21 protein-coding genes, 6 tRNA genes and 2 pseudogenes are annotated in these 23,773 nt (G+C 71.1%); 13 read left to right on the forward strand and 16 right to left on the reverse strand.

Going from position 1 to position 23,773, the window contains the following annotated elements; genetic code table 11:
* Window positions 1-60: 60 nt before the first annotated feature.
* The 3 genes and pseudogenes from JSY14_RS12090 (at window position 61) to JSY14_RS12100 (ending at window position 2,551) form a co-directional block, all read left to right on the forward strand.
* Window positions 61-1,244: pseudogene (locus tag JSY14_RS12090) on the forward strand (acyl-CoA dehydrogenase family protein).
* Between the two features lie 349 nt (window positions 1,245-1,593).
* Window positions 1,594-1,944 (forward strand): hypothetical protein, encoded by a 351-nt coding sequence (locus tag JSY14_RS12095; RefSeq protein ID WP_259559413.1) that lies wholly within the window; start codon window positions 1,594-1,596, stop codon window positions 1,942-1,944.
* Window positions 1,945-2,146: 202 nt separating this feature from the next.
* Window positions 2,147-2,551, forward strand: coding sequence for a hypothetical protein (locus JSY14_RS12100; protein ID WP_259559414.1), 405 nt, complete (start codon window positions 2,147-2,149; stop codon window positions 2,549-2,551).
* A 24-nt stretch (window positions 2,552-2,575) separates the two neighbouring features.
* Here the strand turns inward: JSY14_RS12100 and JSY14_RS12105 are convergent, their stop codons facing one another.
* The 3 genes from JSY14_RS12105 to JSY14_RS12115 all read right to left on the reverse strand — a co-directional run bounded on the left by JSY14_RS12105 (window position 2,576) and on the right by JSY14_RS12115 (window position 5,258).
* On the reverse strand, window positions 2,576-4,051 hold the full coding sequence (locus JSY14_RS12105; RefSeq protein WP_259559415.1) for a WXG100 family type VII secretion target: 1,476 nt from the start codon (window positions 4,049-4,051) through the stop codon (window positions 2,576-2,578).
* Window positions 4,048-4,824: a hypothetical protein gene (locus tag JSY14_RS12110; RefSeq protein ID WP_259559416.1), complete on the reverse strand. Its 777-nt coding sequence runs from the start codon at window positions 4,822-4,824 to the stop codon at window positions 4,048-4,050. The genes JSY14_RS12105 and JSY14_RS12110 overlap by 4 nt, the downstream gene beginning before the upstream one ends.
* Window positions 4,825-4,973: 149 nt before the next feature.
* Entirely contained in the window at window positions 4,974-5,258 is a 285-nt protein-coding gene (locus tag JSY14_RS12115) for an antibiotic biosynthesis monooxygenase family protein (RefSeq protein ID WP_259559417.1), read from the reverse strand.
* Between JSY14_RS12115 and JSY14_RS12120 the strand changes: the two genes are divergently transcribed.
* Both JSY14_RS12120 and JSY14_RS12125 read left to right on the forward strand, forming a co-directional pair.
* Complete coding sequence (locus tag JSY14_RS12120; protein WP_259559418.1) at window positions 5,239-5,469, forward strand: hypothetical protein; 231 nt, start codon at window positions 5,239-5,241, stop codon at window positions 5,467-5,469. The two genes, JSY14_RS12115 and JSY14_RS12120, sit on opposite strands and share 20 nt — an antisense overlap.
* Window positions 5,470-5,612: 143 nt before the next feature.
* Window positions 5,613-6,017 (forward strand): hypothetical protein, encoded by a 405-nt coding sequence (locus tag JSY14_RS12125; protein ID WP_259559420.1) that lies wholly within the window; start codon window positions 5,613-5,615, stop codon window positions 6,015-6,017.
* Between the two features lie 24 nt (window positions 6,018-6,041).
* Here the strand turns inward: JSY14_RS12125 and JSY14_RS12130 are convergent, their stop codons facing one another.
* Entirely contained in the window at window positions 6,042-6,221 is a 180-nt protein-coding gene (locus tag JSY14_RS12130) for a hypothetical protein (RefSeq protein WP_259559712.1), read from the reverse strand.
* A 192-nt stretch (window positions 6,222-6,413) separates the two neighbouring features.
* Here JSY14_RS12130 and JSY14_RS12140 point away from each other — a divergent pair.
* A pseudogene (locus tag JSY14_RS12140) lies at window positions 6,414-6,716 on the forward strand (transposase); the annotation flags it as partial.
* Between the two features lie 106 nt (window positions 6,717-6,822).
* Here JSY14_RS12140 and JSY14_RS12145 read toward each other — a convergent pair.
* The 4 genes from JSY14_RS12145 to JSY14_RS12160 form a co-directional block, all read right to left on the reverse strand.
* Entirely contained in the window at window positions 6,823-8,028 is a 1,206-nt protein-coding gene (locus JSY14_RS12145; protein WP_259559421.1) for an HRDC domain-containing protein, read from the reverse strand.
* Window positions 8,025-8,633, reverse strand: coding sequence for a DUF3000 domain-containing protein (locus JSY14_RS12150; RefSeq protein WP_259559422.1), 609 nt, complete (start codon window positions 8,631-8,633; stop codon window positions 8,025-8,027). The genes JSY14_RS12145 and JSY14_RS12150 overlap by 4 nt, the downstream gene beginning before the upstream one ends.
* A 103-nt stretch (window positions 8,634-8,736) precedes the next feature.
* Window positions 8,737-9,165 (reverse strand): peptide-methionine (R)-S-oxide reductase MsrB, encoded by a 429-nt coding sequence (msrB, locus tag JSY14_RS12155; protein WP_259559424.1) that lies wholly within the window; start codon window positions 9,163-9,165, stop codon window positions 8,737-8,739.
* 51 nt (window positions 9,166-9,216) lie between these two features.
* Entirely contained in the window at window positions 9,217-9,768 is a 552-nt protein-coding gene (locus JSY14_RS12160; RefSeq protein WP_259559426.1) for a hypothetical protein, read from the reverse strand.
* Window positions 9,769-9,835: 67 nt separating this feature from the next.
* Between JSY14_RS12160 and JSY14_RS12165 the strand changes: the two genes are divergently transcribed.
* Window positions 9,836-11,125 (forward strand): alpha/beta hydrolase family protein, encoded by a 1,290-nt coding sequence (locus tag JSY14_RS12165; protein WP_259559428.1) that lies wholly within the window; start codon window positions 9,836-9,838, stop codon window positions 11,123-11,125.
* A gap of 125 nt (window positions 11,126-11,250) precedes the next feature.
* Here the strand turns inward: JSY14_RS12165 and JSY14_RS12170 are convergent, their stop codons facing one another.
* A complete protein-coding gene (locus JSY14_RS12170; protein WP_259559429.1) occupies window positions 11,251-11,994 on the reverse strand; it encodes a dihydrofolate reductase family protein in 744 nt (247 codons plus the stop codon).
* Between the two features lie 143 nt (window positions 11,995-12,137).
* Here JSY14_RS12170 and zapE point away from each other — a divergent pair, with 143 nt between their 5' ends.
* Complete coding sequence (gene zapE / locus JSY14_RS12175) at window positions 12,138-13,154, forward strand: cell division protein ZapE (protein ID WP_259559430.1); 1,017 nt, start codon at window positions 12,138-12,140, stop codon at window positions 13,152-13,154.
* A gap of 51 nt (window positions 13,155-13,205) precedes the next feature.
* Here the strand turns inward: zapE and treZ are convergent, their stop codons facing one another.
* The 5 genes from treZ to JSY14_RS12200 all read right to left on the reverse strand — a co-directional run bounded on the left by treZ (window position 13,206) and on the right by JSY14_RS12200 (window position 20,243).
* Window positions 13,206-14,999, reverse strand: a complete 1,794-nt coding sequence (treZ, locus tag JSY14_RS12180) for a malto-oligosyltrehalose trehalohydrolase (protein ID WP_259559431.1) — start codon at window positions 14,997-14,999, stop codon at window positions 13,206-13,208.
* Entirely contained in the window at window positions 14,996-17,572 is a 2,577-nt protein-coding gene (gene treY, locus JSY14_RS12185) for a malto-oligosyltrehalose synthase (RefSeq protein ID WP_259559432.1), read from the reverse strand. Before treY ends, treZ begins: the two co-directional genes overlap by 4 nt.
* Before the next feature lie 175 nt (window positions 17,573-17,747).
* Window positions 17,748-19,913: a glycogen debranching protein GlgX gene (gene glgX / locus JSY14_RS12190; protein ID WP_259559433.1), complete on the reverse strand. Its 2,166-nt coding sequence runs from the start codon at window positions 19,911-19,913 to the stop codon at window positions 17,748-17,750.
* 132 nt (window positions 19,914-20,045) lie between these two features.
* Window positions 20,046-20,117 (reverse strand) — tRNA-Val (locus JSY14_RS12195).
* Window positions 20,118-20,170: 53 nt separating this feature from the next.
* Window positions 20,171-20,243, reverse strand: a tRNA-Gly gene (locus JSY14_RS12200).
* Between the two features lie 206 nt (window positions 20,244-20,449).
* Between JSY14_RS12200 and JSY14_RS12205 the strand changes: the two genes are divergently transcribed.
* The 4 genes from JSY14_RS12205 to JSY14_RS12220 all read left to right on the forward strand — a co-directional run bounded on the left by JSY14_RS12205 (window position 20,450) and on the right by JSY14_RS12220 (window position 20,871).
* Window positions 20,450-20,521, forward strand: a tRNA-Val gene (locus tag JSY14_RS12205).
* 22 nt (window positions 20,522-20,543) lie between these two features.
* Window positions 20,544-20,619, forward strand: a tRNA-Gly gene (locus tag JSY14_RS12210).
* Between the two features lie 85 nt (window positions 20,620-20,704).
* A tRNA-Cys gene (locus tag JSY14_RS12215) sits at window positions 20,705-20,775 on the forward strand.
* 24 nt (window positions 20,776-20,799) lie between these two features.
* Window positions 20,800-20,871 (forward strand) — tRNA-Val (locus tag JSY14_RS12220).
* A gap of 145 nt (window positions 20,872-21,016) precedes the next feature.
* On the opposite strand, the gene ctlX is transcribed toward JSY14_RS12220, so the two are convergent.
* On the reverse strand, window positions 21,017-22,030 hold the full coding sequence (gene ctlX / locus JSY14_RS12225) for a citrulline utilization hydrolase CtlX (RefSeq protein WP_259559434.1): 1,014 nt from the start codon (window positions 22,028-22,030) through the stop codon (window positions 21,017-21,019).
* Window positions 22,031-22,032: 2 nt separating this feature from the next.
* Entirely contained in the window at window positions 22,033-23,061 is a 1,029-nt protein-coding gene (gene ocd, locus JSY14_RS12230; protein WP_259559435.1) for an ornithine cyclodeaminase, read from the reverse strand.
* 165 nt (window positions 23,062-23,226) lie between these two features.
* Between ocd and JSY14_RS12235 the strand changes: the two genes are divergently transcribed.
* Entirely contained in the window at window positions 23,227-23,658 is a 432-nt protein-coding gene (locus tag JSY14_RS12235; protein ID WP_259559438.1) for an Lrp/AsnC family transcriptional regulator, read from the forward strand.
* Window positions 23,659-23,773 lie beyond the last annotated feature (115 nt).

Here is a 23,773-nt window from a genome sequence, read left to right on the forward strand (position 1 = left end):
CCGCTAAGACCGCCGCCGGCCCCGGCCCCGTGATCTCCCTGCCCGAGCACCGCCGAGGCCCTGCTTCCCCGCACCGCCGACCACTACGCCCTGTTCCAGGACGTCGACGGTGAGGACCTCGAGGCCTGGCGGGTGGCCCGCTCCCTCGCCCCCGAGGTGCTGCCCCGCATCGACGAGTGCTGGGACCGCGGCGAGTACCCGACCGACCTCATCGCCCGCCTGGGCGAGCTGGACCTGTTCACCGACGGCATGGACATCCCCGGCCACCGCCGCCTCAGCCCCCTCGCCACCGGCCTGGTCACCATGGAGCTGTCCCGCCTGGACGGCTCCGTGGGCACCATGGTGGGCGTGCAGGGCGGCCTCGCCCTGCGCTCGATCGTGCTGCTGGGCTCCGAGGAGCAGAAGCAGCGCTGGGTGGAGCCCGTGGTGACCGGGCAGGCCTTCGCCGCCTTCGCCCTGACCGAGCCCGACCACGGCTCCGACTCCGTGTCCCTGGAGACCACCGCCCGTCGTGACGGCGAGCAGTGGGTGATCAGCGGCCAGAAGCGCTGGATCGGCAACGGGGCCGACGGCCACCTCACCGTGGTGTGGGCGCGGGTGGACGACCCCTCCGACGATGCCCTGCACGGCCAGGTCTCCGGCTTCCTGGTCGAGCAGTCCCTGCCCGGCTACGAGGCGCAGGTGATCCGCGGCAAGGTGTCCCTGCGCGCCATCCACCAGGCACACATCCATCTGGCCGACGTGCGCGTGCCGCTGGATGCGCGCCTGCCCGGGGCCCGTTCCTTCAAGGACACGTCCCGGGTGCTGTTCGCTACCCGCGCGGAGTGGCCTGGGGAGCGCTCGGCCACGCCGTGGCCTGCTACGAGGCCGCCCTCGAGCACGCTCGCACCCGCGTGCAGTTCGGACGCCCTCTGGCCAAGGCCCAGCATGTCCAGGTGCGTCTGACGGACATGCTCGCCACCCTCACCTCCATGCAGCTGCACTGCCGGCGCCTGGCGGACCTGGAATCGGCCGGCAGCCTGCGGCCCGAGCAGGCCTCGCTCGCCAAGGTGTTCTGCACCCGCTCGGCCCGCGCCATCGCGGCCGACGCCCGCGACCTCCTCGGCGGCAGCGGGATCCTGCTGGAGAACCAGGTGATCCGCCACATGGCCGACATCGAGGCGCTGCACACCTACGAGGGCACCGACACGATGCAGTCCCTGATCGTGGGCCGGTCGATCACCGGGACCAGCGCGTTCGCGTGATCGTCGAAGCTCCGTGACTCGGGAGGCGATGGGGAGTGCTCCCCATCGCCTCCCCTGTCAGCACGGGCTAGCATCGGCGCCGAGAGACGACGACTCGAGTGACGGGGCGGGGCATGAATTTTCTCGGACAGGACACAGAGGCAGTGCGCGGCTGCGCGACCGCCTTGACGCGAGGGCAGACAGCGATCACGCAGATCGTCTCCGACCATCCGCAGGAGAGGCAGACCAGCTGATGCAACAGACGGACGTCGGGGCCAAGACCCTGACGCGGCGAGCGGCTCTCATGCTCACCATGAGCGTGGTGACCGGATGCGGGCTCACACAACCTGCGGATGAAGGAGAAGGTGTCATGAAGCTGACCTCGGGAAAGACGATCGACGACGCGATCGGTCCCCTGTGGGAGGGCGGTGGTGAGCGTGCTCTCGCCGACGTGGTCGACGTGGAGTTCGACGAGCTGATGGTGTTCCCGGAGGCCACCCCCGCAGATCGCGTCAACGAGGCGGCTGGCACGAAACTGCTCACTGGGAAGTACTACCAGTCCTCCACGCAGCTGTTCCTCTTCCGCGCGGGCGGCGCCGGCGTCCTCGCCGCGATGGTCTCCTCCGACGTGTTCGCGCACGAGGTGCAGAACGCGACCTTCGGCCCCGAGGTGCGGATCGTCGCGCCCGGCGGGAAGCAGCTGATCACCCTCGAGGGCTGAGGCCGCGTCCCTGCAGGAGCGCCATCGCCGGCGAGCCGCTGCACCTCGCGGAGCGCTGAGCGCGCAGGACGCCGGGGCCTGGAGCTGAGCGGGCGGACCGGGGAGACGCGACGACGGTGAGCGAGCAGGCAGGATCTGCGATGCTGGAGCAATCGCAGCGGTGGGATCAGGAGAGGCGGAGCGGATGCGGAGGCGAGTGCTGATGGCCGGAGGACTTGCGGGCATGATCGCCGCGCTGGCGGCGTGCGGGCGCCTGCTGCCGTCGCGCACGGACCCGTTGAACGACCCGGTGGAGGAGTTCGAGCATGTGACCTCCTCCGAGATGGAGACCAGCGGCGGCGGGACCATGAGCACCAGCCTGCGCGGAGACATCCACTTCGACGTCGGGCAGGATCAGCTTCTGGAGGCCCTGGATCCAGTGTGGCGGGAGGTGACCGAGTACGTCTTCGAGCTCGACGACGGGTTCGAGATGCGCAGAGTCCTGGTGGTCGCCCACGGGGCAGATGGCTCCACCGTCGCGCCGAAAGAGCTGCTGGGCTCCGAGTATGCCGACCAGGACGCGGCCGTGCACTTCGGAGACTTCTTCGAGCACTACGGTCTGATCTGAGCGCTCCGAGGGGGCCGGATCGCGTCAGATCCGGCGGGCGTCGATGACCACGTCGTCCACGAGCACGACGTCCTCCCCGATGTATCGGCCGTCCATGCGATCCGCCTTGCCCGCCAGGGTCGGATGGTCGGGATGCTGGGTGAGAGTGCCGTAGTAGCCGGACGTATCCGAGTAGGAGCCGTCGCGACTGCGGTGCACCGACTCATGCGCGTTGTGGGCCGCGTCCGGCTGCGGGAAGTCCGGGTTCTCGTGCGGAGTCTGCATGGGCACGTCCTGCACGTTCTCCGCCGGATTGCCGCCGGGATGACGGAAGGAGCGCCCCTCGAGATCGAGCGTGGGGACGAAGTCCCCGTCGGTCCCCTCGTTCTGGACGTGCTGCACGTTGAGCACATCGGTGGAGCTCTGGGCCGGGGTGTAGGTCTGCACCGGGGAGCCGACGGAGAAGATGTCGGTGACGTTGTAGGTGCCCTCCGCGCCGGTGGCGGCGTTGAAGGCGGGATCGTCGGCCAGCTGCGCGGCGACCAGACCGCCCTGGGAGTGCGCCACGAAGGCGACGTCCGAGCCCGGGAGGATCCCGGCCTCCTCCATCGCGGCCGTCACGGCGTTCGCCCCGGCATTCTCCCGTCCCGCCATCGCGTAGATGTTGTTGGCCCAGCCGAAGGGCTGGCCCTGCCCGTTCCATCCCTCGAGGGTCCCCGGGAGACCGCCCTCGCTCGACCACAGGTCCGCGCCCTGGGTGGGCGGCACGTGCACGATGTACCGCTCGGTGCCGTCGGCGCCCTGGAGGGTCTGGATCCGGATCTGTGCCGAATCCTCGGGGTCGTACTCCCCACCCGGCGGCACGGTCGTGATGTCGCGGCGGGTCTCGTAGTTGTCGAGGACGAGGTCGGCCAGATGCTGCGGGGCGTCGCTGTCCTGCACGTGGCGGGGCTCCTCGCCGAGCTCGATCTCGGAGCGCTCGTCGAGGATCTCGATGTCCCCGTCGGGCAGGCCGTCGAAGAGGTCGCCGAGCGGTCCGGGCAGCCCCTTCAGGGTGTCGCGTCCGCCCTCGAGGAAGCCCTCGGCCCGTTCAGCGAGGTCGACGACGCCACCCGCGATCATCTCCGCCCAGGGGGTGTCGGGGAGCAGGCGCTGGAGCCCTTCGGGCAGTCCGCGGATCCCCTCGTCGAGCCGGTCCAGGAAGTCGGTGACGTCCTCGGGCAGCAGGCTCTCGGGGTCGCCGCCGTCGCCGCCGGGCTCCGAGGCCGCATCCTGCTGGTCGGCCTCCGCCTCGAGGTCGAAGCCGAGTCCCTGGAGGCGCTCGCTCAGCGTGCTGACCTGCGGGCGGACCTGACCGGCCCATTCCTGGACGAAGGCCTCGCGGTCCGGGCCCACCCAGTCGACGCCCTGCACGAACGCGTCGATCTCGGCATGGATCTCATCGATCCGCCGGGATCCTGTGCGCAGGTGCTCGGCGTGGGTGCGCGCCTGCTCCGGGTCCATCCCCTGGAAGCCGCTCATGCCGCACCTCCCGCCGTTGAGTGCGCCCGGGCGATCCGCGTGCCCTCCTGCAGCAGGGGGATCACGGTGCCGAAGAAGTCCCCGTCTTCGACCGGGTGCACCCCGGCGACGGGGCCGGCCGGCCCGTCGGCGCTGTAGAGACCCCGCTCCCCGCTGGTCCACCGGCGCAGGAGGGTCACGCTCTCCTCCGGGGCGGGCGGGATGAGGTGGATCGCGAGGCTCGCTCGATCACCCTTGCTGGTCAGCGCATCGCGCAGGTCGGGATCGAGATCCGGGAGCGCAGCGATGGCGCTGTCGGCGGTGTCGCCGTGCTCGACGGCGCTGCGGATCTGCTCGACCTGTGCACTGCTCAGCTGCAGACGAGTGGCCTTCGAGCGGGTGGTCATGGACGCCGGGGCCGCCAGCCGGGATCCCGGAGGGGCCATCGATATGACGATCTCGGGGAGCGCCTCCGCGTCCACCGGCGACCAGCCGGCCGCTCCGTCGCCTCGCCGGGCGCAGACGACGGCGCCCTCGGCATCGACGGAGATCTGCAGCTCGGTGCGCGGGCCGTCGGCGGGGGTCACGCCGACCGCGGCCACGCACGGTGAGGTCAGGGCGCGCCGGAGGAGCGTCTCGTGCTCGGGATCGTGCTCGACCGGATCGAGGGACGGGGCGTCGGGGACGGTGATCATGGTCCGCCACAGCGGATTGAGGTCCGCGCCGGCGTCTCGTGCCCGTGCGGCGGCGTCGCGCACGAACGTGCTGTCCAGAGAAGCGGTGAACGCCGCCATCTGATTCCCCCTGAGGCTCGTGGTCCGTGCTTCCGAAGACTAGAGACCCGGAGGTGAGGAGGCCATGGGGAGTTCTCCCCGTCCCCGCGTCGGCCGAACGAGGCGGGAGGTGGAGAGGCAGGGGCGGACCGGCGGGCCGAGCGCCCGAGTCACTCCAGGTCGACGACCTCGAACTCGAGCATGCCCTCGGCCCGGGAGACGGTGGTGGACGGGTCCCGCGCCTCGCGCTGGTCGGCCCAGGCCCGGAAGCTCTCCTCATCCGCCCAGCGGGTCAGGACGAAGTAGCGCTCCTCGCCCGCGACCGGGCGCAGCAGCTCGAAGCCCTCGAAGCCGGGCGCCCCGTCCACGGAGCGCTTCCGGGCGGTGAAGCGCTTCTCGAGCTCGGCCGCCTGTCCGGCGGGGACGGCGAGGCGGTTGATCTTCACGACGGCCACAGGGTCCTCCTGGTGGTCGGGACGTGGAACGGGCGGCGCGGCCGCGCTCGCCGGCACCGCAGCCGCCTGGCCCCGGGACATCGGCGCCCTCACCGACGGTGACCGTGCGACCGCGGTCGTCGCCCTCGAGCTGGCCGAGGGGGAGCGGGGCTCCGCCCTGTTCTCCGTCGAGACGATCGACGGCGAGCCGCTGTACCTCACGCAGCGCTGAGCGCGCAGGACGCCGGGGCCTGGAGCTGAGCGGGCGGACCGGGGAGACGCGGCGACGGTGAGCGAGCAGGCAGGATATGCGATGCTGGAGCAATCGCAGGGGTGGGATCAGGAGAGGCGGAGCGGATGCGGAGGCGAGTGCTGATGGCCGGAGGACTTGCGGGCATGATCGCCGCGCTGGCGGCGTGCGGGCGTCTGCTGCCGTCGCGCACGGACCCGTTGAACGACCCGGTGGAGGAGTTCGAGCATGTGACCTCCTCCGAGATGGAGACCAGCGGCGGCGGGACCATGAGCACCAGCCTGCGCGGAGACATCCACTTCGACGTCGGGCAGGATCAGCTTCTGGAGGCCCTGGATCCAGTGTGGCGGGAGGTGACCGAGTACATCTTCGAGAAGGACGAGGGCTTCGGGTCACGGACCGTCCTGGTCACAGTGCACGGCGCGGACGGTTCGACGGTGGAGCCCCGCGAGCTCCTCGGCAGCGAGGCCGCCGACCAGTTCGGGTCCCTCAGTTTCATCCACTTCTTCGAGCACTACGGTCTGATCTGAGCGCTCCGAGGGGGCCGGATCGCGTCAGATCCGGCGGGCGTCGATGACCACGTCGTCCACGAGCACGACGTCCTCCCCGATGTACTGGCCGTCCATGCGGTCGGCCTTGCCCGCGAGCGCGGGATGGTCACCGTGCTCGCGCAGGGTGCCGTAGTACCCGGAAGTCTCCGAGTAGACGGACGGGTCGTGCGGGTCGCGGTGCACCGACTCATGCGCGTTGTGGGGTGTCCGAACACCGGTTCCACGATCGTCTTGCGGCGGGCGTAGACGGCGTGGCCGCGTTTCGTCTTCAGCGTCCGGGCCATGCGCTGCTTGGCGGTGGCGTTCTTCGGGATCGGCCCGCGTGGGGCCAGCGGGGCCGGCTCGTTGTGCTTGGTCTGGCCGGTGGCGATGATGGGCCGCTTTCGATCCGAGTCCGCGTTCGCCAGCCTCGCTGGAACCAGCCCCATCCCCGCGTCATCGGGCAACACCGTCCGGCACCGGATCAACCGGGGTGGCGACCGGCGCCTCAACCGAGCACTCCACATGGCCGTCGTCACCCGCATGCGAATGGACCCGCGAACCCGCTCCTACGTCGAGCGCCGTACCGCCGAAGGGCGCACCCTCCGGGAGATCCGTCGCTGCCTCAAGCGCTACCTCGCCCGCGACATCTACCGCCGCCTCAACACCGCCGCTCAGAATGAGCTCACCGGGGCTTGACAGACATAGGAGATTCAACGGCCTGATCGAGCTCCACCGCCGCATCGCCCGCGGCTTCCGTAACCGCGAGCACTACCGGCTACGCATGCTGCTCATCGGCGGCGGGCTAGCGCGCGTCCCCGACCGGCTGGGCGCCCTCGAGGATCGCCGGGGCAACCTGCTGGGCCTGCCAGGGGCGAGCGCCGAGGTCGATCAATTGTCCTCGCACCTCGTCGGCGCTGCCCGGGTGCTCGTGCTCCCACACCCACCTGCGCAGCAGTCCGGGGGAGATGAGGTTCTCGGTGGGCACCTGCAGCTGCTCGGAGCGCTGCACCACGGCCTCACGGATCGGCGTGTACCGCTGCCACACCTCGGGGTGCTTGCGCGCCCACAGTTTGTGCGGCGGCGGATACCCGGGGTCGGGCCGACCCGGCAGATGCGACGGGGGCAGCTCCACCCCGGAGCGGGCCGCCTGCCACCACTGGTTCTTCTCCCGCAGCGCCTTCGGCAGGGCGGCATCGAAGGCCGCCCGCCCCTGTGGAGCCCGCTGCGCGGCCGCCACCAGGTCACGGTCCCGCAGCACCCGATGGGGCGACAGATCCTGGTCCCGCGCCAGGGCGTCGCGCCGCTCCCACATCGCCCGTGCAGCCGCCAGCTGACGGGGCGCCCGCAGGGTGCCGAGGCACTTCAGGGATCGCCACGGTTCCGCGGGCGCGGGGGCGGGCTCCCAGGCGGCCAGGTGCTCGAACTCCTGCCGCGCCCACTCGGCCTTCCCAGCGTCCTCGAGGCGCTGCGCCAGGACGTCCCGCACCTCGACCAGGACCTCCACATCCAGGGCGGCGTACACCAGCCAGCTCTCCGGGAGGGGACGACGCGACCAGTCCGCCGCGGAATGCTCCTTCGCCAGCTGCAGACCGAGAGTGTCTTCCACCACCGCGCCGAGGCCGACGCCGGGCAGGTCGAGCAGCCGGGCCGCGAGCTCCGTGTCGAACAGGCGCGCGGGTCGCAGCCCCAGCTCCGCCAGGCAGGGGAGATCCTGGGAGGCGGCGTGCAGCACCCATTCGCGGCCCTCGAGGGTGCGTTCCAGGGCCGCGGGAAGCGTGAAGGCGAGGGGGTCGATGAGGGCGGTGCCGGCAGCCTCGGTGCGCAGCTGCACCAGGTAGGCGCGCTGGCTGTAGCGGTAGCTGGAGGCGCGTTCGGCGTCGACGGCGACGGGTTCGTCAGGGACGCTCCGGGCGGCCTCACACCAGGCCAGCAGCGGCTGGATGCGGTCGATCACGGGCGGAACGCCGTCGCGGGGAGCCGACAGCGGCCGGGATGCGGGGCCGGTCACGAGGCGTCGTCCGGGGTGTCATGCGGGGCGCGCGCCCGATGCTCGGGCCGCAGCGCCGCCACCTGTACCGGTGCCGGTGGCAGTCCCCCGGCGGCGGCGAGCATCGCTGCCCAGGCCCCGAAGTGGGGGCCGAGCTCGTCGTCCACCGGGGTCCACGACACCCGCATCTCCACATCGACGGTGGACGGGCGGGCGGCGAGAGCCCCGTAGCTCTGCGAGACCACCCTGGTGGCGGTGCAGCCGAGCTCCCGGGCGGCGGCGTCGTGCAGTTCCAGGGATTCGGTCACCCAGGACCAGGCCACGTCCCCCAGCATCGCCTCGATCGCGAACTCCGGCTCCAGACGCGCCTGCACCAGGGCGACCATCCGGATCGTGCCCTGCCAGGCCTCCTGACCCGCGGGGTCGTGCAGCACCACCAGACGCCCGGAGGCGAGCTCCTCCTCATGCTGGACGATCTCCCCGGTCGCGGCCCACGACTGCGGGGCCATCCGGCCCGGGGCGGGCACCTCCCGCCACTCCAGCTCCCGCCGCACAGCGGCGCGGGTCATCGCCTCGATCGCCTCGAGGAACGCTCCTTCGCCGGAGCGGATGCGGTGCACGGACACATGCGGGAGCGTAACGGCGGCGTCGGCCCGACGGGTCGAGGCGCGCCGATGCAGGTCAGGCGGGTGCGATCAGGGCTCTGCGGTGGCCCTGCCGCGACCGTCCTCAGGCATCCTGCTCGTGCACCAGCGAGATCGAGTTGATGCAGTAGCGCTCATCGGTCGGGGTGGGGAAACCCTCCCCACGGAACACATGCCCCAGGTGGGAACCACACCGGGCGCAGCGCACCTCCGTGCGGACCATACCCAGCGAGGTGTCCTCCAGTAGCTCGACGGCCTCGTCGTCGGAGGGCGCCCAGAAGGCCGGCCACCCGCAGTGGGCGTTGAACTGCTCGGCGGCGCGGAAGAGGACGGCCCCGCAGGCCCGGCAGGCGTAGGTTCCGGCCGGCCGCACCTCCTCATACTCCCCGGTGAACGGCCGCTCCGTGCCGCCCTCGCGCAGCACGTGGTACTCCTGTGGCGTTAGGCGGTCACGCCATTCCTGCTCAGTGCGCTGCACGGGGTGATCACCGTCGCCGATGCGCTGTGTGCTCATGCGGGACCTCCAGTCGAGTCGAACGCGGGAACGGTTGACACTGCGACTCAGTCAATCACAAATTACCGCTCCAGTCGAGTCGAACGCGGGAACGGTTGTCGCCGGGTCGAGGTGCAGCACGGTCGCGCCGAGGCGGTCCTCCAGATGATGGGCCCAGCTGTCGGCGAAGTCCCGCGGCAGGCTGCGCGGGCAGGTGCGCACCACCACGGTCTGCAGTGCGCACTCCTCCAGGAGCTGGTCGACCCTCTGCAGCACGTCGCCGTCGCTGACCTCGCCCTCCACCCGGCAGCCGACGGCGCGGAAGGCCCCGGAGGCCGCCGCGAGGACGGCCTCGGCGTCCATGCCCCCGGCCGGGGAGGCGGGGGAGGCCTCACCGCAGGTGGTGAGGTCGCGCCACTGCTGCTCCAGCGACCCCTCCGGCAGTTCGGCGAGGGAGTCGCGGATCAGTGAGGTCCCGCGCCGGGCCGGGACCAGCACGTGCACGGGCATCTGAGCGACGGGATCATCGGGATCGAGCACCGACAGACCGAGACAGTCGAGGGCGCTCTGGGCGTCCGCGGAGGTGAGCGGCACCTCGGTGAGGACGGCGACGGCACACGGCATGCGCGCGATCCTATGCCCACCGGATGGGGCTGTGCCGCATGCAGACGCCGCCTCTAGGATCAACAGCATGCGGAGTGCACCCGAGGATCCCACGACCGACCGGCCGCATCGTCCCGCCCCGTCCGTCGGCACCGCCGCCGCGGTCGGAGCCGGGGCCTTCCTCGCCACCGGTGCCGCCCTCACCACGGCCGCGCGGGTGATGGCGCGGATGCCGCTGGTGCCGTCGACCAGTCCGCTGGCCGCTCCTGACCTCGAGGTGGTCGCCGCCGGTGCCGACGCTCTCGTGCTGCGCGAGAGCGTGGAGGCCGCGCGTCCGGGGGTGCTCGCCCTGCGGCAGGACGGCGGGTCCGTGCACGTGCGGCTGGGTGAGATCGCAGAGCGCCCCGCCGAAGACCTGGTGCGCCGGCCGCTGCTGGCGCAGGACACCCCCCGCCCCGCCCATGCCGGCCCCGCCCACAGCAACGGTTTCTTCTGGGCCGGGGATCCGCGCTCCGCGCACGGCCTGGAGTTCCAGGAGATCGACGTGCACAGCCCCGTCGGGCCGATGCCTGCCTGGCTGGTGCCCGCCGGTGACGGCGCCCGCTGGGCTGTCTTGGTGCACGGACACGGCGCCACCCGCGGGGAGGGCCTGCGGTCTCTGCCGCTGTTGCATGCCCTCGGGATCACCGCCCTGGTGATCACCTATCGCAACGACCTCGGCGCCCCGCCGTCCGTGGACCGTCTGCACCACCTGGGCTCGGCCGAATGGGAGGACTGCTCCGCCGCGATCGAGGCCGCCCTGGAGCGGGGAGCCCGGTCGGTGGTGCTGATGGGCTGGTCCATGGGCGGCGGCATCGCCCTGCGCACCGCCCGGCTGTCCCCGCACCGGGACCGCATCGAGGCCTTGGTCCTGGACTCCCCGGCGATCGACTGGCGACAGATCCTCCAGCACCATGCGGCGCAGGTGCGGGCACCGCACGCGGTGCGGCGCGGCGCCATGTGGATGATGGGCTCCGTCGCCGGAGCGCGGATGGTGCAACTGCATGACCCCATCGCGCTGCATGAGATGACGGTGGAGACATACCGGGAGAGCCTCGCGCAGCCGACGCTGCTGCTGCACGCCGGAGCCGACACGACGGTGCCGCTAGACGCCTCCCGGCGCCTCGCCGACGCTCGCCCCGACCTCGTGGAGTACCACGAGGTCGACGGTGCCACCCACACCCGGGAGTGGAACGTCGATCCGGCGGTGTGGGAACGCACCGTCGCCCGGTTCCTCATCGAGCATCTGCAGCTTCCCGTCGATCCGCAGTCCCTCCCGCTGCCGGTGCGGGATCCCGCGGCCGCGCCGCAGGAGGGTGCGACCGGTCGACGGCTCTGACCCGGAGCCCCGGAGCCTCACCCGTCGCCGGGACTGCTGCGGTGTGGTGCGACTGCTCCGGGCCTTCAGGCCACCCTGGATCGTCGCGGCGCAGTCGAGTCGCTGCGAGGATCCGGTACCCGGGGTCAGATGCGCCGGTACCGGGTGAGGGTCGCGTGATCGCCGACGATGAGGGACTGCAGCGCCCAGTCCTGCTCGTGCAGGGGGCCGTCGAGCACTCGCGGGGACGGCCCACCCACGGTCCGGTGGGACACCGAGAAGCACAGTTCGTCGACCAGACCGGCGGCGACGAACGCGGCGAGGGTGCTGGGGCCGCCCTCGATCTGGATGCCCCGGTGCCCACGGTCCGTCAGCCCCCGCAGGATCTCCTCGGGGGTGTCGGCCACGATCACCTGGTCCGTCGGCAGACCGCTCGCGGCGGTCGCCTCGCGGGCGCTGTCCCGGCCCGTCACCAGGAACGTCGGCCAGTCCGCCCGCACCACCTCGGGCAGGTTCCCGGAACGGGAGAGCACCGCGAGCGCCGGATGATCCCGGCCACCGGGTCGCAGCGAGGTCCCCTCCCGCAGGGACCGCCGTCCGAGGGGCCGGCGGTACTCCTCCGCGCGCACCGTCCCGGCGCCCACCACCACCACGTCGATCAGGGCGCGCAGCACCCCGAAGGCGAAGGAGTCATCAGGGTTGTGCAGCGATCCGCTCGTGCCGTCGGCCCCGGCGATCGCGCCATCGACGGTGGTGTTCATCATCGCCCGCACGGTCACCCGGTCCGACGGCAGGGCGTACAGCTCGGCGAGAGCTACCGCGCCCGCATCGTCGGGTGTCACGGACACGGGTGAGGGGACGGGGCGGGCGTCGCGCCACAGCACATGCATGGGGCTGGCTCCTCGGTGTTGACAGAAGGGGCACCCGGACGGTGCTCCCGGGCGCGCCCCCGATCATGCCGCATCGTGCGGCGTGTCCGGTCCGCATCCCGACGCGGCATCGGCCCGGAGGAGGGGGTCGATAGGATCGCCCGGTGACCGACGCCCTGGCCGACCGCCGCCCCGACCCGTCCCTCGATCGCCTCCTCGGTGACCTGGTGCCGCCGCCGCGGTTCGCCGACGCCCGCCTCGAGACCTACCGGCCGGACCCCGACTTCCCCTCCCAGCAGGAGGCGAAGGACCGCATCGCCGCATTCGCCGCAGGCCTGGGCCGCTCGACCGGTGGCGGGCTGCGCGGCATGTTCCGCCGCCGCCCGGAGACCGCCCGTGGGCTCTACCTCGACGGCGGGTTCGGCGTCGGCAAGACCCACCTGCTGGCCTCCCTGTTCCACCTGGCCCCGGGCCACCGGGTGTACGGGACCTTCGTGGAGTACACCCACCTGGTGGGCGCTCTCGGGTTCCAGCGCGCCACCGACCTGCTGGGGGAGAGCACCCTGGTGTGCATCGACGAGTTCGAGCTCGACGATCCCGGGGACACCCTGCTCATGACCCGCCTCATCCGGGAGCTGTCCGACCGGGGTGTCGCCGTGGTGGCCACCTCGAACACCCTCCCGGATGCCCTGGGGGAGGGGCGGTTCGCGGCCCAGGATTTCCTGCGGGAGATCCAGGCCATGGCCGACCGCTTCGAGGTGATCCGCATCGACGGCCACGACTACCGCCGACGCGACGGCGACGTGCACGCCCCCTCCCTCGACGACGATCAGGTGCGTGCCCATGCCGAGGCCACCCCGGGGGCGACCCTCGACCGTTTCGACACCCTGCTGGAGCACCTCACCCAGGTGCATCCCTCCCGGTACGGGGCGTTGATCGACGACGTCAGCAGCGCCCACCTGCTCGGGGTGCGCACCCTGGACGACCACCACAATGCGTTGCGGCTGGTGGTTCTGGTGGACCGTCTGTACGACCGGGAGGTACCGGTGCTGGCCTCCGGGGTCGACGTCGCGCAGCTGTACACCCCGGAGCTGCTCGCCAGCGGCTACCGGAAGAAGTACTACCGTTCGCTGTCGCGCCTGAGCTCCCTGGTGCGCGACGGCGCGTCGCTGATCGGCTGATTCCGCGCCCGCGGCGCGCTCGCCGCTCTCCGGACCCCGCCGCCCCGGTGCTCAGCGCCGGACGACGACCGCGCCGGGCCCGTCCAGCTCGTGTCCGCTGCCGCCGCCGAAGCGGGCGAGCACCTCACCCTCCGGGGCGCGGACGGTGCCGTCCCCGCGATGCGCGAGGACGGTGATCCCGGTCTCCGCCCCGTCGGCGGCGTCGCGGTGCAGCAGCACCGTCTCCTCGTTGCGGGCCTCCACCCGCACCCGGCCCAGCGCCGGGTCACGCAGTGCGGGCACCTCATGGCGCAGCCGGAGCAGGGTCCGATACCAGTCGAGCATCGCCGCGTGCTCCGGGTCCTCCCGCTCCTCCCAGCGCAGGATCGAGGCGGTGAAGGTCGAGGCCGCCTGCGGATCCGGCACCGGATCCGACCAGCCCATCGCCGCGAACTCCTCGATCCGGCCGCGGGTGATGAACGGCCCGAGGTCCTCATCATGGTCGGTGAAGTAGGTGAACGGGGTGGAGGCCGCCCATTCCTCCCCCATGAACAGCATCGGCGTGGCGGCGCCCAGCAGGATCAGCGCGGCCCCGGCGGCGTGCGCACCGGCGGGCAGTCGGTGGTGCACCCGGTCGCCGGCGGCGCGGTTGCCCACCTGGTCGTGGTCCTGCAGGAACGCGACGAAGGAATGGGCGTCGTAGAGCGACGAGGCCGGATCCACCGGGGCACCCCACAGCCGATCCCGGAACGTGGAGAAACTGCCGTCGTGTTCGAACATCCGTGTGAGCGTGCGCTTCAGCACCCGCGTGGAGCCGAAGTCCACGTAGTAGCCGGCGCGCTCGCCGCTGATCCACGCGTGCACAGCATGGTGGATGTCATCGGCCCACTGCATGTCCATGCCGAGACCGCCCTCGGTGGTCGGCGTGACGGTGCGGGGGTCATTGCGGTCGGATTCGGCGATCAGCCGCAAAGGTCGGCTGACCTCCTGCGACCACGTGGCCACCGCGTCGGACATCTCGGCGAGCAGATGGCGCGGGGAGTCGTCGCGCAATTCGTGCACCGCATCGAGCCGCAGCCCGTCCAGGCCGCGCTCCACCAGCCACTGCCGCACACTCGCCAGCAGGAACGCCCGCACCTGATCGGAGCCGTCCTGGTCGAGGTTCACCGCCGGCCCCCACGGGGTCTCATGGGCGGTGGTGAAGTACGGGCCGATCAGCCCCAGATAGTTGCCGGAGGGCCCCAGGTGGTTGTGCACCACGTCGAGGATCACTGCGAGACCCCGCTGGTGCGCGGCGGTGACGAAACGCGCGAAGGCCTCCGGGCCGCCGTACGCGTCGTGTACGGAGAACAGGCCGACGCCGTCGTATCCCCAGCCGCGGTCCCCGGGGAACGCCGCCACCGGCATCACCTCGACCGCACCGATCCCGAGGTCGACCAGATCGTCGAGCCGGTCGATGGCGGAGTCGAAGGTGCCGCCGCGGCCGTCCGGCCCCGGGGTGAAGGTGCCGATGTGCAGCTCGTACAGCACCCGGTCGCGTACGTCGGCTCCGGTCCAGCCGCTGCGGTCCCGCAGGGTGTCGGGGTCCACCCAGCGGCTGGGGCCGTGGACCCCGCCGGGTTGGTGCAGGGAGCGGGGGTCGGGCAGCCACAGGCCGTCCCCGTCGAGGCGGAAGGCGTACAGGTCGTCGGGCTGCGGCCGCGGGTCCTCGAGTTCGAACCAGCCGTCGCTGCTGCGGGTGAGCTCGTGGACACGCACCGCGTCTGCGCGCTCCAGACGCAGCTCGACACGGCGGGCCTGAGGCGCCCACAGGGCGTAGCGCTCCCGGTCGGCGTGCCGGTCGATGGCGGGGGAGAGGTCGCTCATCGGTCGGTCTCCTTCTGCCCTGCAGCCACCTGCTCAGAGGCCTCCAGACGGTCGGCCAGCCCGGGGCGGACCAGCAGAGCCACCGGCCAGGTGGTCAGCAGGGACGCCAGGGGCGCGCTGCCACCGGTGACGTCGGCGCCGGAGAGCAGATCCACCCACGGGCCCTCCGGCAGCACCACGGCGGCCTCATCCCAGCCGCCACGGGCGGCGAGCGTGAGCGGGTGGCGGGTGGCCAGAGCCACGACCTCCACCGGGGCGTCCCCGCGGGAGCGCCCGAACGCCACCGCATGCCCGGTGGTGGTCGGCACGGGGGAGTACCCGGCGCCGCGCCCCTGGAACAGCTCCGGCACGGAGCGGCGCAGGTGGAGGGCCTGGCGGGTCACCCACAGCTTCTCCTCTGCCACGCCCGTCGGGCGGGCACCGTCGGTCAGTCGCTGCAGCATCCGGGCGCGGGCGTCGTGGTCCACGGGGCGCCGGTTGTCGGGGTCGACCAGGGACAGGTCGACGGTCTCATTGCCCTGGTAGATGTCGGGCACGCCCGGCATCAGCAGCTGCACGAGCTTCTGCCCCAGGATCGCGGCGCGCTGCGAGGGCAGGGTGCGGCGGGTCCATTCGGTGAGGATGTCCTGGACCTCCTCGGAGGCGAGGGCCGCCGCCCCGAGCTCCTGCACCGCGGACTCGTATTCGGCGTCCTGCTCGGTCCACGTGGTGTGACTCTTGGCCTCCCGCATCGCCTTGGTGAGGTAGCCCTCCAGCCGCTCCGGGGAGATCCGCGGCTCCTCGCTGCCCGGCAGATCCCAGGTGCCGGCGAGGGTCTGCCACAGCAGCAGCTCGACGGGACCGTCGACCCGCGGGCTGCGATGCTCGGCAGTGGCGCGGCGCAGGGCCCGCACGGTCTGCGCCCAGATCTCCGGGGCCTCCGTCAACGCCGTCAGCCGTGCCCGCACGTCCTCGCTGCGCTTGGTGTCATGCGTCGACAGCGTGGTCAGGGAATCGGGGAAGGTGCGCACCATGGAGCGGCAGTGCTCGTGCAGGTCGTCGGGCTCGACACCGATGCGGTCGGCGTCCGCCCCCACCTCCGTCACCGGCAGGAACCGCGTGTACCGGTAAAAGGCGGTGTCCTCGAGAGCCTTGGCGTGCACCGGCCCGCAGGTCTGCGCGAAGCGGATGATGAACTCGCGGCGCTCCGCCGCCAGCGTCCGCCCGGCACTGCCGACCTCGTCACCACACGCCAGGGCCAGGACGATGTCGAGAGCTGCCAGGGTGTCCTCGTCGGCGTCGAACTCCTGGGCCGCACGGGCAGCGGCGTGCTCCAGCACCGCCCGCTCGGACCCGGGGGCCGGCTCACCGGGCACCACGTAGGCGCGATACCGGTCCATCTGACTGAGCATCCCCACCACGGCGCGGAAGATGTTCCGGCGGGTGGTGTCGCGCAGTCGGATGTCCTCCTGGCAGATGCGATGCGCGAGCGTGGTGAGTCGCTCGACCTCCGCCCACAGACTGGTGGTGACGATCTCCCGAGTGGACTGCGCGGCGATCTCCTCGAAGGGCCGCAGGTCCCCGGTGACCTCTTGCCACAGGTGCGTCAGCGGCAGCGCGCCGCGCGCGTCCTGGAACACCCCGCCGATGCGCCACAGGGCGTCGTACCCGGTGGTGCCGGCGCAGGGGAAATCACCGGGCAGGCGCTCATCACCTTCGAGGATCTTCTCCACCACGGTCCAGGCGCCGCCGGTGGCCTCGGAAAGGTCCCGCAGGTACCCGCGGGGGTCGGCCAGGCCGTCGGGGTGGTCGATGCGGTAGCCGTCGATCACGCCCTCACGCTGCAGCCGCAGGTACGTCGCGTGGGTGGCGGTGAACACCTCCGGGTCCTCCACCCGCACCGCAGCGAGGGTGTCGACATCGAAGAACCGGCGGTAGTTCAGCTCATCGGCGGCGACCTTCCAGTGCGCCAGGCGCCACCACTGCCGCTCCAGCAGATCCACCAGGCCCAGATGCTCGGTGCCCGCAGCGACCGGCACCACGTGGTCGTAGTACCTCACGACGCGTTCGCGGACGGTGGTGCCGTCGGGCTGCGGCACATCGATCTCGGTGACCTCCAGCTCGCCGTCGGCGAGGACCGCGCCGATCGGGCGGCCCAGCACGGGGATCAGGACGGAACGCTCGGCGCCGGCGTCGATGTCGAACCACGCCGCGTACGGGGAGGCGGGGCCGTCGCGCAGCACAGACCACAGGGCGTGGTTGTGCCAGATGGGGGTGGGGATCGCCATGTGGTTGGGGACCACATCGACGATCACGGCCATCCCGTGGGCGTGGGCAGCGTCGGCCAGCTGGCGCAGTCCCTCCTCGCCGCCGAACTCGCGGCTGATGCGGGAATGGTCGACCACGTCGTAACCGTGCGTGGAACCGGGGGCGGCTTCCAGCACGGGGGAGCAGAACACGGCGCCGACACCCAGGTCCGCCAGTCGCGGGATCTGCGCGGCGGCGTCCTGGAAGGTGAAGCCGCCGTGGATCTGCAGACGGTAGGTGCTGGTGGGGACGGTCTGTCGGGTGGTGTGGGGGGCGGTGGGAGTCACGGGCGCTCCTGCTCCTGGACGGATCGGGGACGGACGAGCCGGGGAGTCGACGCTGACGTGATCGGCACTGCGGGGGCCGCGGGGGCGACCGGATCGGTGAGGGGAGGGGCCGGGGGGGCCGGAGTGGCCCGGCCGGGCGGGGCGGTCACCGCGGGGGTGACCGCCCCGCCACGATTCAGGCGAGGGTTCGCTGGGTGTGTGTTCCGAACTCCTCGGTGGTGGCCTCGTCGGTCAGTGGCGGACGACCGAGGATCAGCAGCGAATGCGGTTCCCGGGTGAGAGTGGTGCCGGCGGCGACCTGGTCGTCGATCTCCAGCGAGGACCCGGTGCCCTCCAGCACCGTCCAGGTCTCGCCGTACTCCGCCGGCGGCAGGGTGAAGTCCACCCCGTTGCCGCTGGCGTTGAACAGCACCAGACCGGATCCATCGACGATCCGCTGGCCGCGGGTGTCCGGCTCGGGGATGGCGTCACCGTTGAGGAACAGCATGAGGCACTTGTTGTTCGGATCCGACCAGTCACCGTTCTCCATCGGCTCCCCGTCGGTGCCGAGCCATGCCACATCAGGCAGCGTCGAGGGCGAGTCCTCCCGCGGGGCGCCCTGCAGGAAGCGGCGGCGGCGAAGGATGGGGTGCTTGCGCCGCAGACGGATCATGCGGCGGGTGAAGTCCAGCATCTCCTGCTGCTCCTCACCCATCTCCCAGTCCATCCAGGCGATCTCGGTGTCCTGGCAGTAGGCGTTGTTGTTGCCACCCTGGGTGCGCCACATCTCGTCGCCGTACAGGACCATCGGCACACCCTGGCTGACCAGCAGCGTCGCCATGAGGTTCTTGGCTCGGCGCAGGCGCAGCTCCCGCACGCTCTGGTCGTCGGTCTCGCCCTCAGCGCCGGAGTTCCAGGAGCGGTTGTGGCTCTCGCCGTCGGCGCCGCCCTCCTGGTTGGCCTCGTTGTGGCGCTCGTTGTAGGAGACGAGGTCACGCAGAGTGAAGCCGTCGTGGGCGGTGACGAAATTGATCGACGCGATGGGAGTGCGACCGGTGTGCTCGTACAGGTCGGAGCTGCCCGCCAGACGGGAGGAGAAGTCCCCCAGCATCCCCGGCTCGGAGCGGTGGAAGTCGCGCACCGTGTCGCGGTAGCGGCCGTTCCACTCCGACCACAGGGGCGGGAAGCCGCCGACCTGGTAGCCGCCCTCGCCGAGGTCCCACGGCTCAGCGATCAGCTTCACCTGGGAGATGATCGGGTCCTGCTGGATGATGTCGAAGAACGCCGAGAGACGGTCCACCTCGTGCAGCTCACGGGCCAGGGTGGAGGCCAGGTCGAAGCGGAATCCGTCGACATGCATCTCGGTGACCCAGTAGCGCAGCGAGTCCATGATCAGCTGCAGCACGTGCGGGGTGCGCATGAGCAGCGAGTTCCCGGTGCCGGTGGTGTCGTAGTAGTGGGACTTGTCGTCCTCCACCAGGCGGTAGTACGCGGCGTTGTCGATGCCGCGGAAGCACAGGGTGGGGCCCATGTGGTTGCCCTCGGCGGTGTGGTTGTACACCACGTCGAGGATCACCTCGATGTCCGCATCGTGCAGGTTCTTCACCATCTGCTTGAACTCCTGAACCTGCTGGCCCAGCTGCCCGGCGTGCGCGTACTCGTTGTGGGGGGCGAAGAAGCCGATGGTGTTGTAGCCCCAGTAGTTGCGCAGGCCCTTGTCCTGCAGGTGCCCGTCCTGGACGAACTGGTGCACTGGCATGAACTCCACGGCCGTGACACCCAGGGACTTCAGGTGGTCGATGATCACCGGGGAGCCCATCGCCACGTAGGTGCCGCGGATCTCCTCGTCGATGCCCGGGTGGGTCATCGTCAGGCCCTTCACGTGGGCCTCGTAGATCACGGTGTCGTGGTAGTCGTGGGCCGGCGGATGGTCGTTGCCCCAGTCGAAATAGGGGGAGACCACCACCGAATGCATGGTGTGCGCTGCGGAGTCCTCCTCATTGCGCTGGGAGGTGTCCGCGAAGTCGTAGGAGTACAGGGACGGGTGGTTGGTGGCCATCCCCTCGATCGCCTTCGCGTACGGGTCCAACAGCAGCTTGCTGGGATCGCAGCGGTGGCCGGATGCCGGGTCGTAGGGGCCGTGGACACGGAAGCCGTACCGCTGCCCGGGCTGCACCGACGGCAGGTACACGTGCCAGACGTAGGCGTCGACCTCCGTCATTTCGATGCGCCGCTCGGTCAGGTCGTCGTCGAGCAGGCACAGCTCGACCCGTTCGGCGACCTCGGAGAAGAGGGCGAAGTTCGTCCCGGAGCCGTCGAAGGTGGCGCCGAGGGGATAGGGGTGGCCAGGCCAGATCTGCATGTCGTCAGGGTAACGGCGCGGACGCCCCCGTCTCGGCCAGGGCCGGAGGGGGAAACATCACGGAGCGGGGGCGGCCGAGTGGTCGGATGTGCAGGAGCCCCGGTCCGTCGGACCGGGGCTCCGTGATTCCCGTGCGCGATACTGGGATCGAACCAGTGACCTCTTCCGTGTCAGGGAAGCGCGCTACCGCTGCGCCAATCGCGCCCGCTGGTGACGTCCGGGGACGCTCACTCGTGCAAGACCTCGAGAGGTCTGCGAGCGGACGACGGGACTCGAACCCGCGACCCTCACCTTGGCAAGGTGATGCTCTACCAACTGAGCCACGTCCGCGTATCGGCGGTGCCGACAGCGGACCACTGTACGACCCTCGGCCTCTGCGGGGCAAAACCGTGGCGGGTGGGCGTGGCTGAGGTCACCGTTCCCGAGAGCGGGGGCAGGGCCGTGGCTCATGCCACAGCCGTCGAGGTGCGAACCGGGCCGAGGGTGGGGTAAGGTTCTGCGAGTCGCCTGGCGGCGGCGCGATCCGATGGATCATCGGGCGATTGGCGTAGTGGTAGCGCGCTTCCTTCACACGGAAGAGGTCACTGGTTCGATCCCAGTATCGCCCACGGAACCCCCACGGGTTCCCACGCGGACGTGGCTCAGTTGGTAGAGCATCACCTTGCCAAGGTGAGGGTCGCGGGTTCGAGTCCCGTCGTCCGCTCCAGGAGGCGGCGCCCCCGCCGGAGCATGGCTTCGGTGGGAGCGCCTTTCCGTTGGAGGAGGGTCACCCCCGGGGTGGTCGTCCCCCTGGTGGGTTGGCCGAGAGGCGAGGCAGCGGCCTGCAAAGCCGTATACACGGGTTCGAATCCCGTACCCACCTCGTCGTCCGGCGACGCCGGACAGGGCGCGATTGGCGCAGCGGTAGCGCGCTTCCCTGACACGGAAGAGGTCACTGGTTCGATCCCAGTATCGCGCACCCCCAGCGGCCCCGACCCCAGTCGGGGCCGTTTTTCGTGCCCGGGGCGCTCCCCGGTGACGTCTGCCAGGAGCGCATTAGCGCCGCGACGAGTCACGCATTGCCGACCATGGAGCAAGGGCGTCCCGCCCCGGGTGAGGCGCGGTCAACGCTCGCGTGGGGTGAGGTGGTTCCCCGCGATCATGCAGCGCACTGAGCCTCCGGCCGTCTCGATCGTCGGCACGTCCACTGCGACCAACCGGGCGTGCTCGCTCAGCCGGGCCCGCTGGCTGTCGGTGAGCGACGCGAGGGCCGTCGTCGACATTATCAGCAGGGGACCCTCGCGCCCCGCCACCTCGATGCAGTTCCCGGCGAAGGACCGCACCTGCTCCTCGGAGACCTCCACCACGTGGCGTCCGCTCTCGCACAGCGACTGCAGCACCTCGTCACGCTGCCGCTCGTCGCGGATCATCTCCGCCCCGATCACGGCGACCGTTCCCCCCACGCTCATGAGCACGTTGGTGTGGTAGACGGGGACACCATCGGCATCGGTGGCGTCGAAGACCATCGGGCGGTACCCCCGATCCCGGCAGAACTCCGCCAACAGGTCCTCATCCATCCGGCGAGAGCGGCAGGCGTAGGCCACGCGGTGCACGTGATCCAGCACCATCGCGCCCGTCCCCTCCAGGAACGCGCCGTCGTCCTCCCGTGGTGAGTAGTCCACGACCCGTCGGACGTGGAAACCCTCCCGCAGGCGACGCACGACATCCGCGCGGCGCTCGCTGCGACGGTTCGGGGCGTGGAGCGGGAACAGGCATACCGTGCCGTCGGCGTGGGTGGTGAGCCAGTTGTTCGGGAAGACGCTGTCCGGCCGGGAGGTCGAGCAGTCGTCGACGACCGTGACCCGCACCCCGTGACGGCGCAGCGTGGCCGCCAGCGTGGTGACCTCGCGCCGGGCCTGGGCGGCGATCTCGGCGGCCGTGCCCAGGGCCGGGGACTGGAAGGCGTTGTCGGCCAGGGTCTGTGGGTTCGGGGTGAAGTGCCGCGGTCGCACCAGGAACACCGCTGCGGGGGACTGGGCGGTGTGGGGTGCCGCTGCGCCGGGCGCGGTGTTCGGCCCCAGGGAGGCGACCGGGGCAGGGGGCATGGCGATACGCCGAGCGGTGGCGGTCGCGCTCATGGTCAGCTCACCGGGGCGAGGACGTCGACCAGGGAGAACAGGTCCTTGGGGTCTTCGGGGTCCGCGACCAGGTCCACCTGGCCCATCAGTTCCGTGCCGAGGTTGGCATCGCGCGCATAGCGCAGGCCCGAGAAGTCGTTGATGGCGAAGCCGACGGAGTCGAAGATCGTGATCTCCTCCGTGGAGGTGCGTCCCGGATGCTTGCCGGTGAGGACCTCCCACAGTTCGGTGACGGGGAAGTCCTCCGGCTTCTGCTGGATCTCACCCTCGATGCGCGTCTGCGGGGCGAACTCGACGAACACCGGGCCGCGATCGAGGATCGCGGCGTCCAGTTCGGTCTTGCCGGGGCAGTCACCGCCGATGGCGTTGAGATGCATGCCGGGGGTGATCATGTCGTCGGTGAGGATCGTCGCGAGGGCCTTGTCGGCGGTGCAGGTGGTGACGATGTCGGCGCCCTCGACGGCCTCACGGGCGGAGGCGGCCCGATGGATGCGGAATCCCAAGGGCTCCAGGTTGCGGCGCATCTTCTCCATCGCCTGCGGGTCGACGTCGTAGATGCGCAGGTCCTCGATGCCGAGGGTCGCGCGCAGCCCCAGGGCCTGGAACTCCGACTGCGATCCCGAGCCGATCATCGCGCTCACCCGGGAGTCGGGCCGCGCGAGATGCTTGGCGACCATCGCCGAGGTCGCCGCAGTGCGCAGGGCGGTCAGCAGCGTCATCTCCGCGAGGAAGATGGGGTACCCGTTGCCGACGTCCGCCAGGGCGCCGAAGGCCGTGACGGTCTGGAAACCGCGGGCGGGGTTCGACGGGTGGCCGTTGACGAACTTGAAGGAGTACAGCTCGCCGTCCGACGTGGGCATCAGTTCGATCACACCGAACGGGGTGTGCGAGGCCACGCGGGGGGTCTTGTCGAAGTACTGCCAGCGGCGGTAGTCGGCCTCCACGTACTCGGCCATGCCGCGGAGGATGTTCTCGACGCCATCGCGCTGGATCCAGCGCGCCATCGCCTCCACATCGAGCAGGTCGGTCATGTCCTCTCCTTCTGGCGTGCGCCGGGGGTCGGGTCGGCCTCGTCGCCGGCTGGGGAACGGATCAGCATGAACCTAGAGGACACGAAGTGCGCAGTGAAGAGGCGATCTGCGCGAACATGTGGGGCCCGGATGACGGGATGTCAGCGTCGCTTTAGCATTCTGCGCATGTCCGCGCTCAGCGACCTCGATCAGCGCCTCCTCGCGGCCCTTCGCCGGGACGGTCGTGCCCCCGTCACCCACCTGGCCAAGGTCCTGGGAGTCTCGCGGGCCACCGTGACGGCCCGCATGGATTCCCTCCAGGCCCGCGGCATCATCACCGGGTACACCGTGCGCGTGCGGGAACCGGCGCTCCTGGGCCAGGTGCGGGCCGTCAGTCTCATCGAAGTCGAGGGCCGGACCACGGATCGTGTCGTCGAACGCCTGCGCGGACTGGAGGAGATCCAGAGCCTCCACACCACCAATGGGGGCTGGGACCTGGTGGCCGAGCTGGTGTGCCGGGACCTCGCGCACTTCGATGCGGTGCTGCGACAGATCCGCGGCACCCCGGGGGTCGTGAACTCCGAGACCTCGCTGCTGCTCAGCTCGGTGCTGCGCTGAGGGGTGCGGTCACTGGCACGCGGGTGCAACCGGGGTCCGTGCCCTGGCTGCCGGTCACCTGCGCCCTGGCTACCATGGTCCGCGGACCCGGCATCGTCGGCCGGTTCACCCCCGA

The sequence above is a fragment of the Brachybacterium sillae genome, from assembly GCF_025028335.1.
Taxonomy (GTDB): Bacteria; Actinomycetota; Actinomycetes; order Actinomycetales; family Dermabacteraceae; genus Brachybacterium; species Brachybacterium sillae.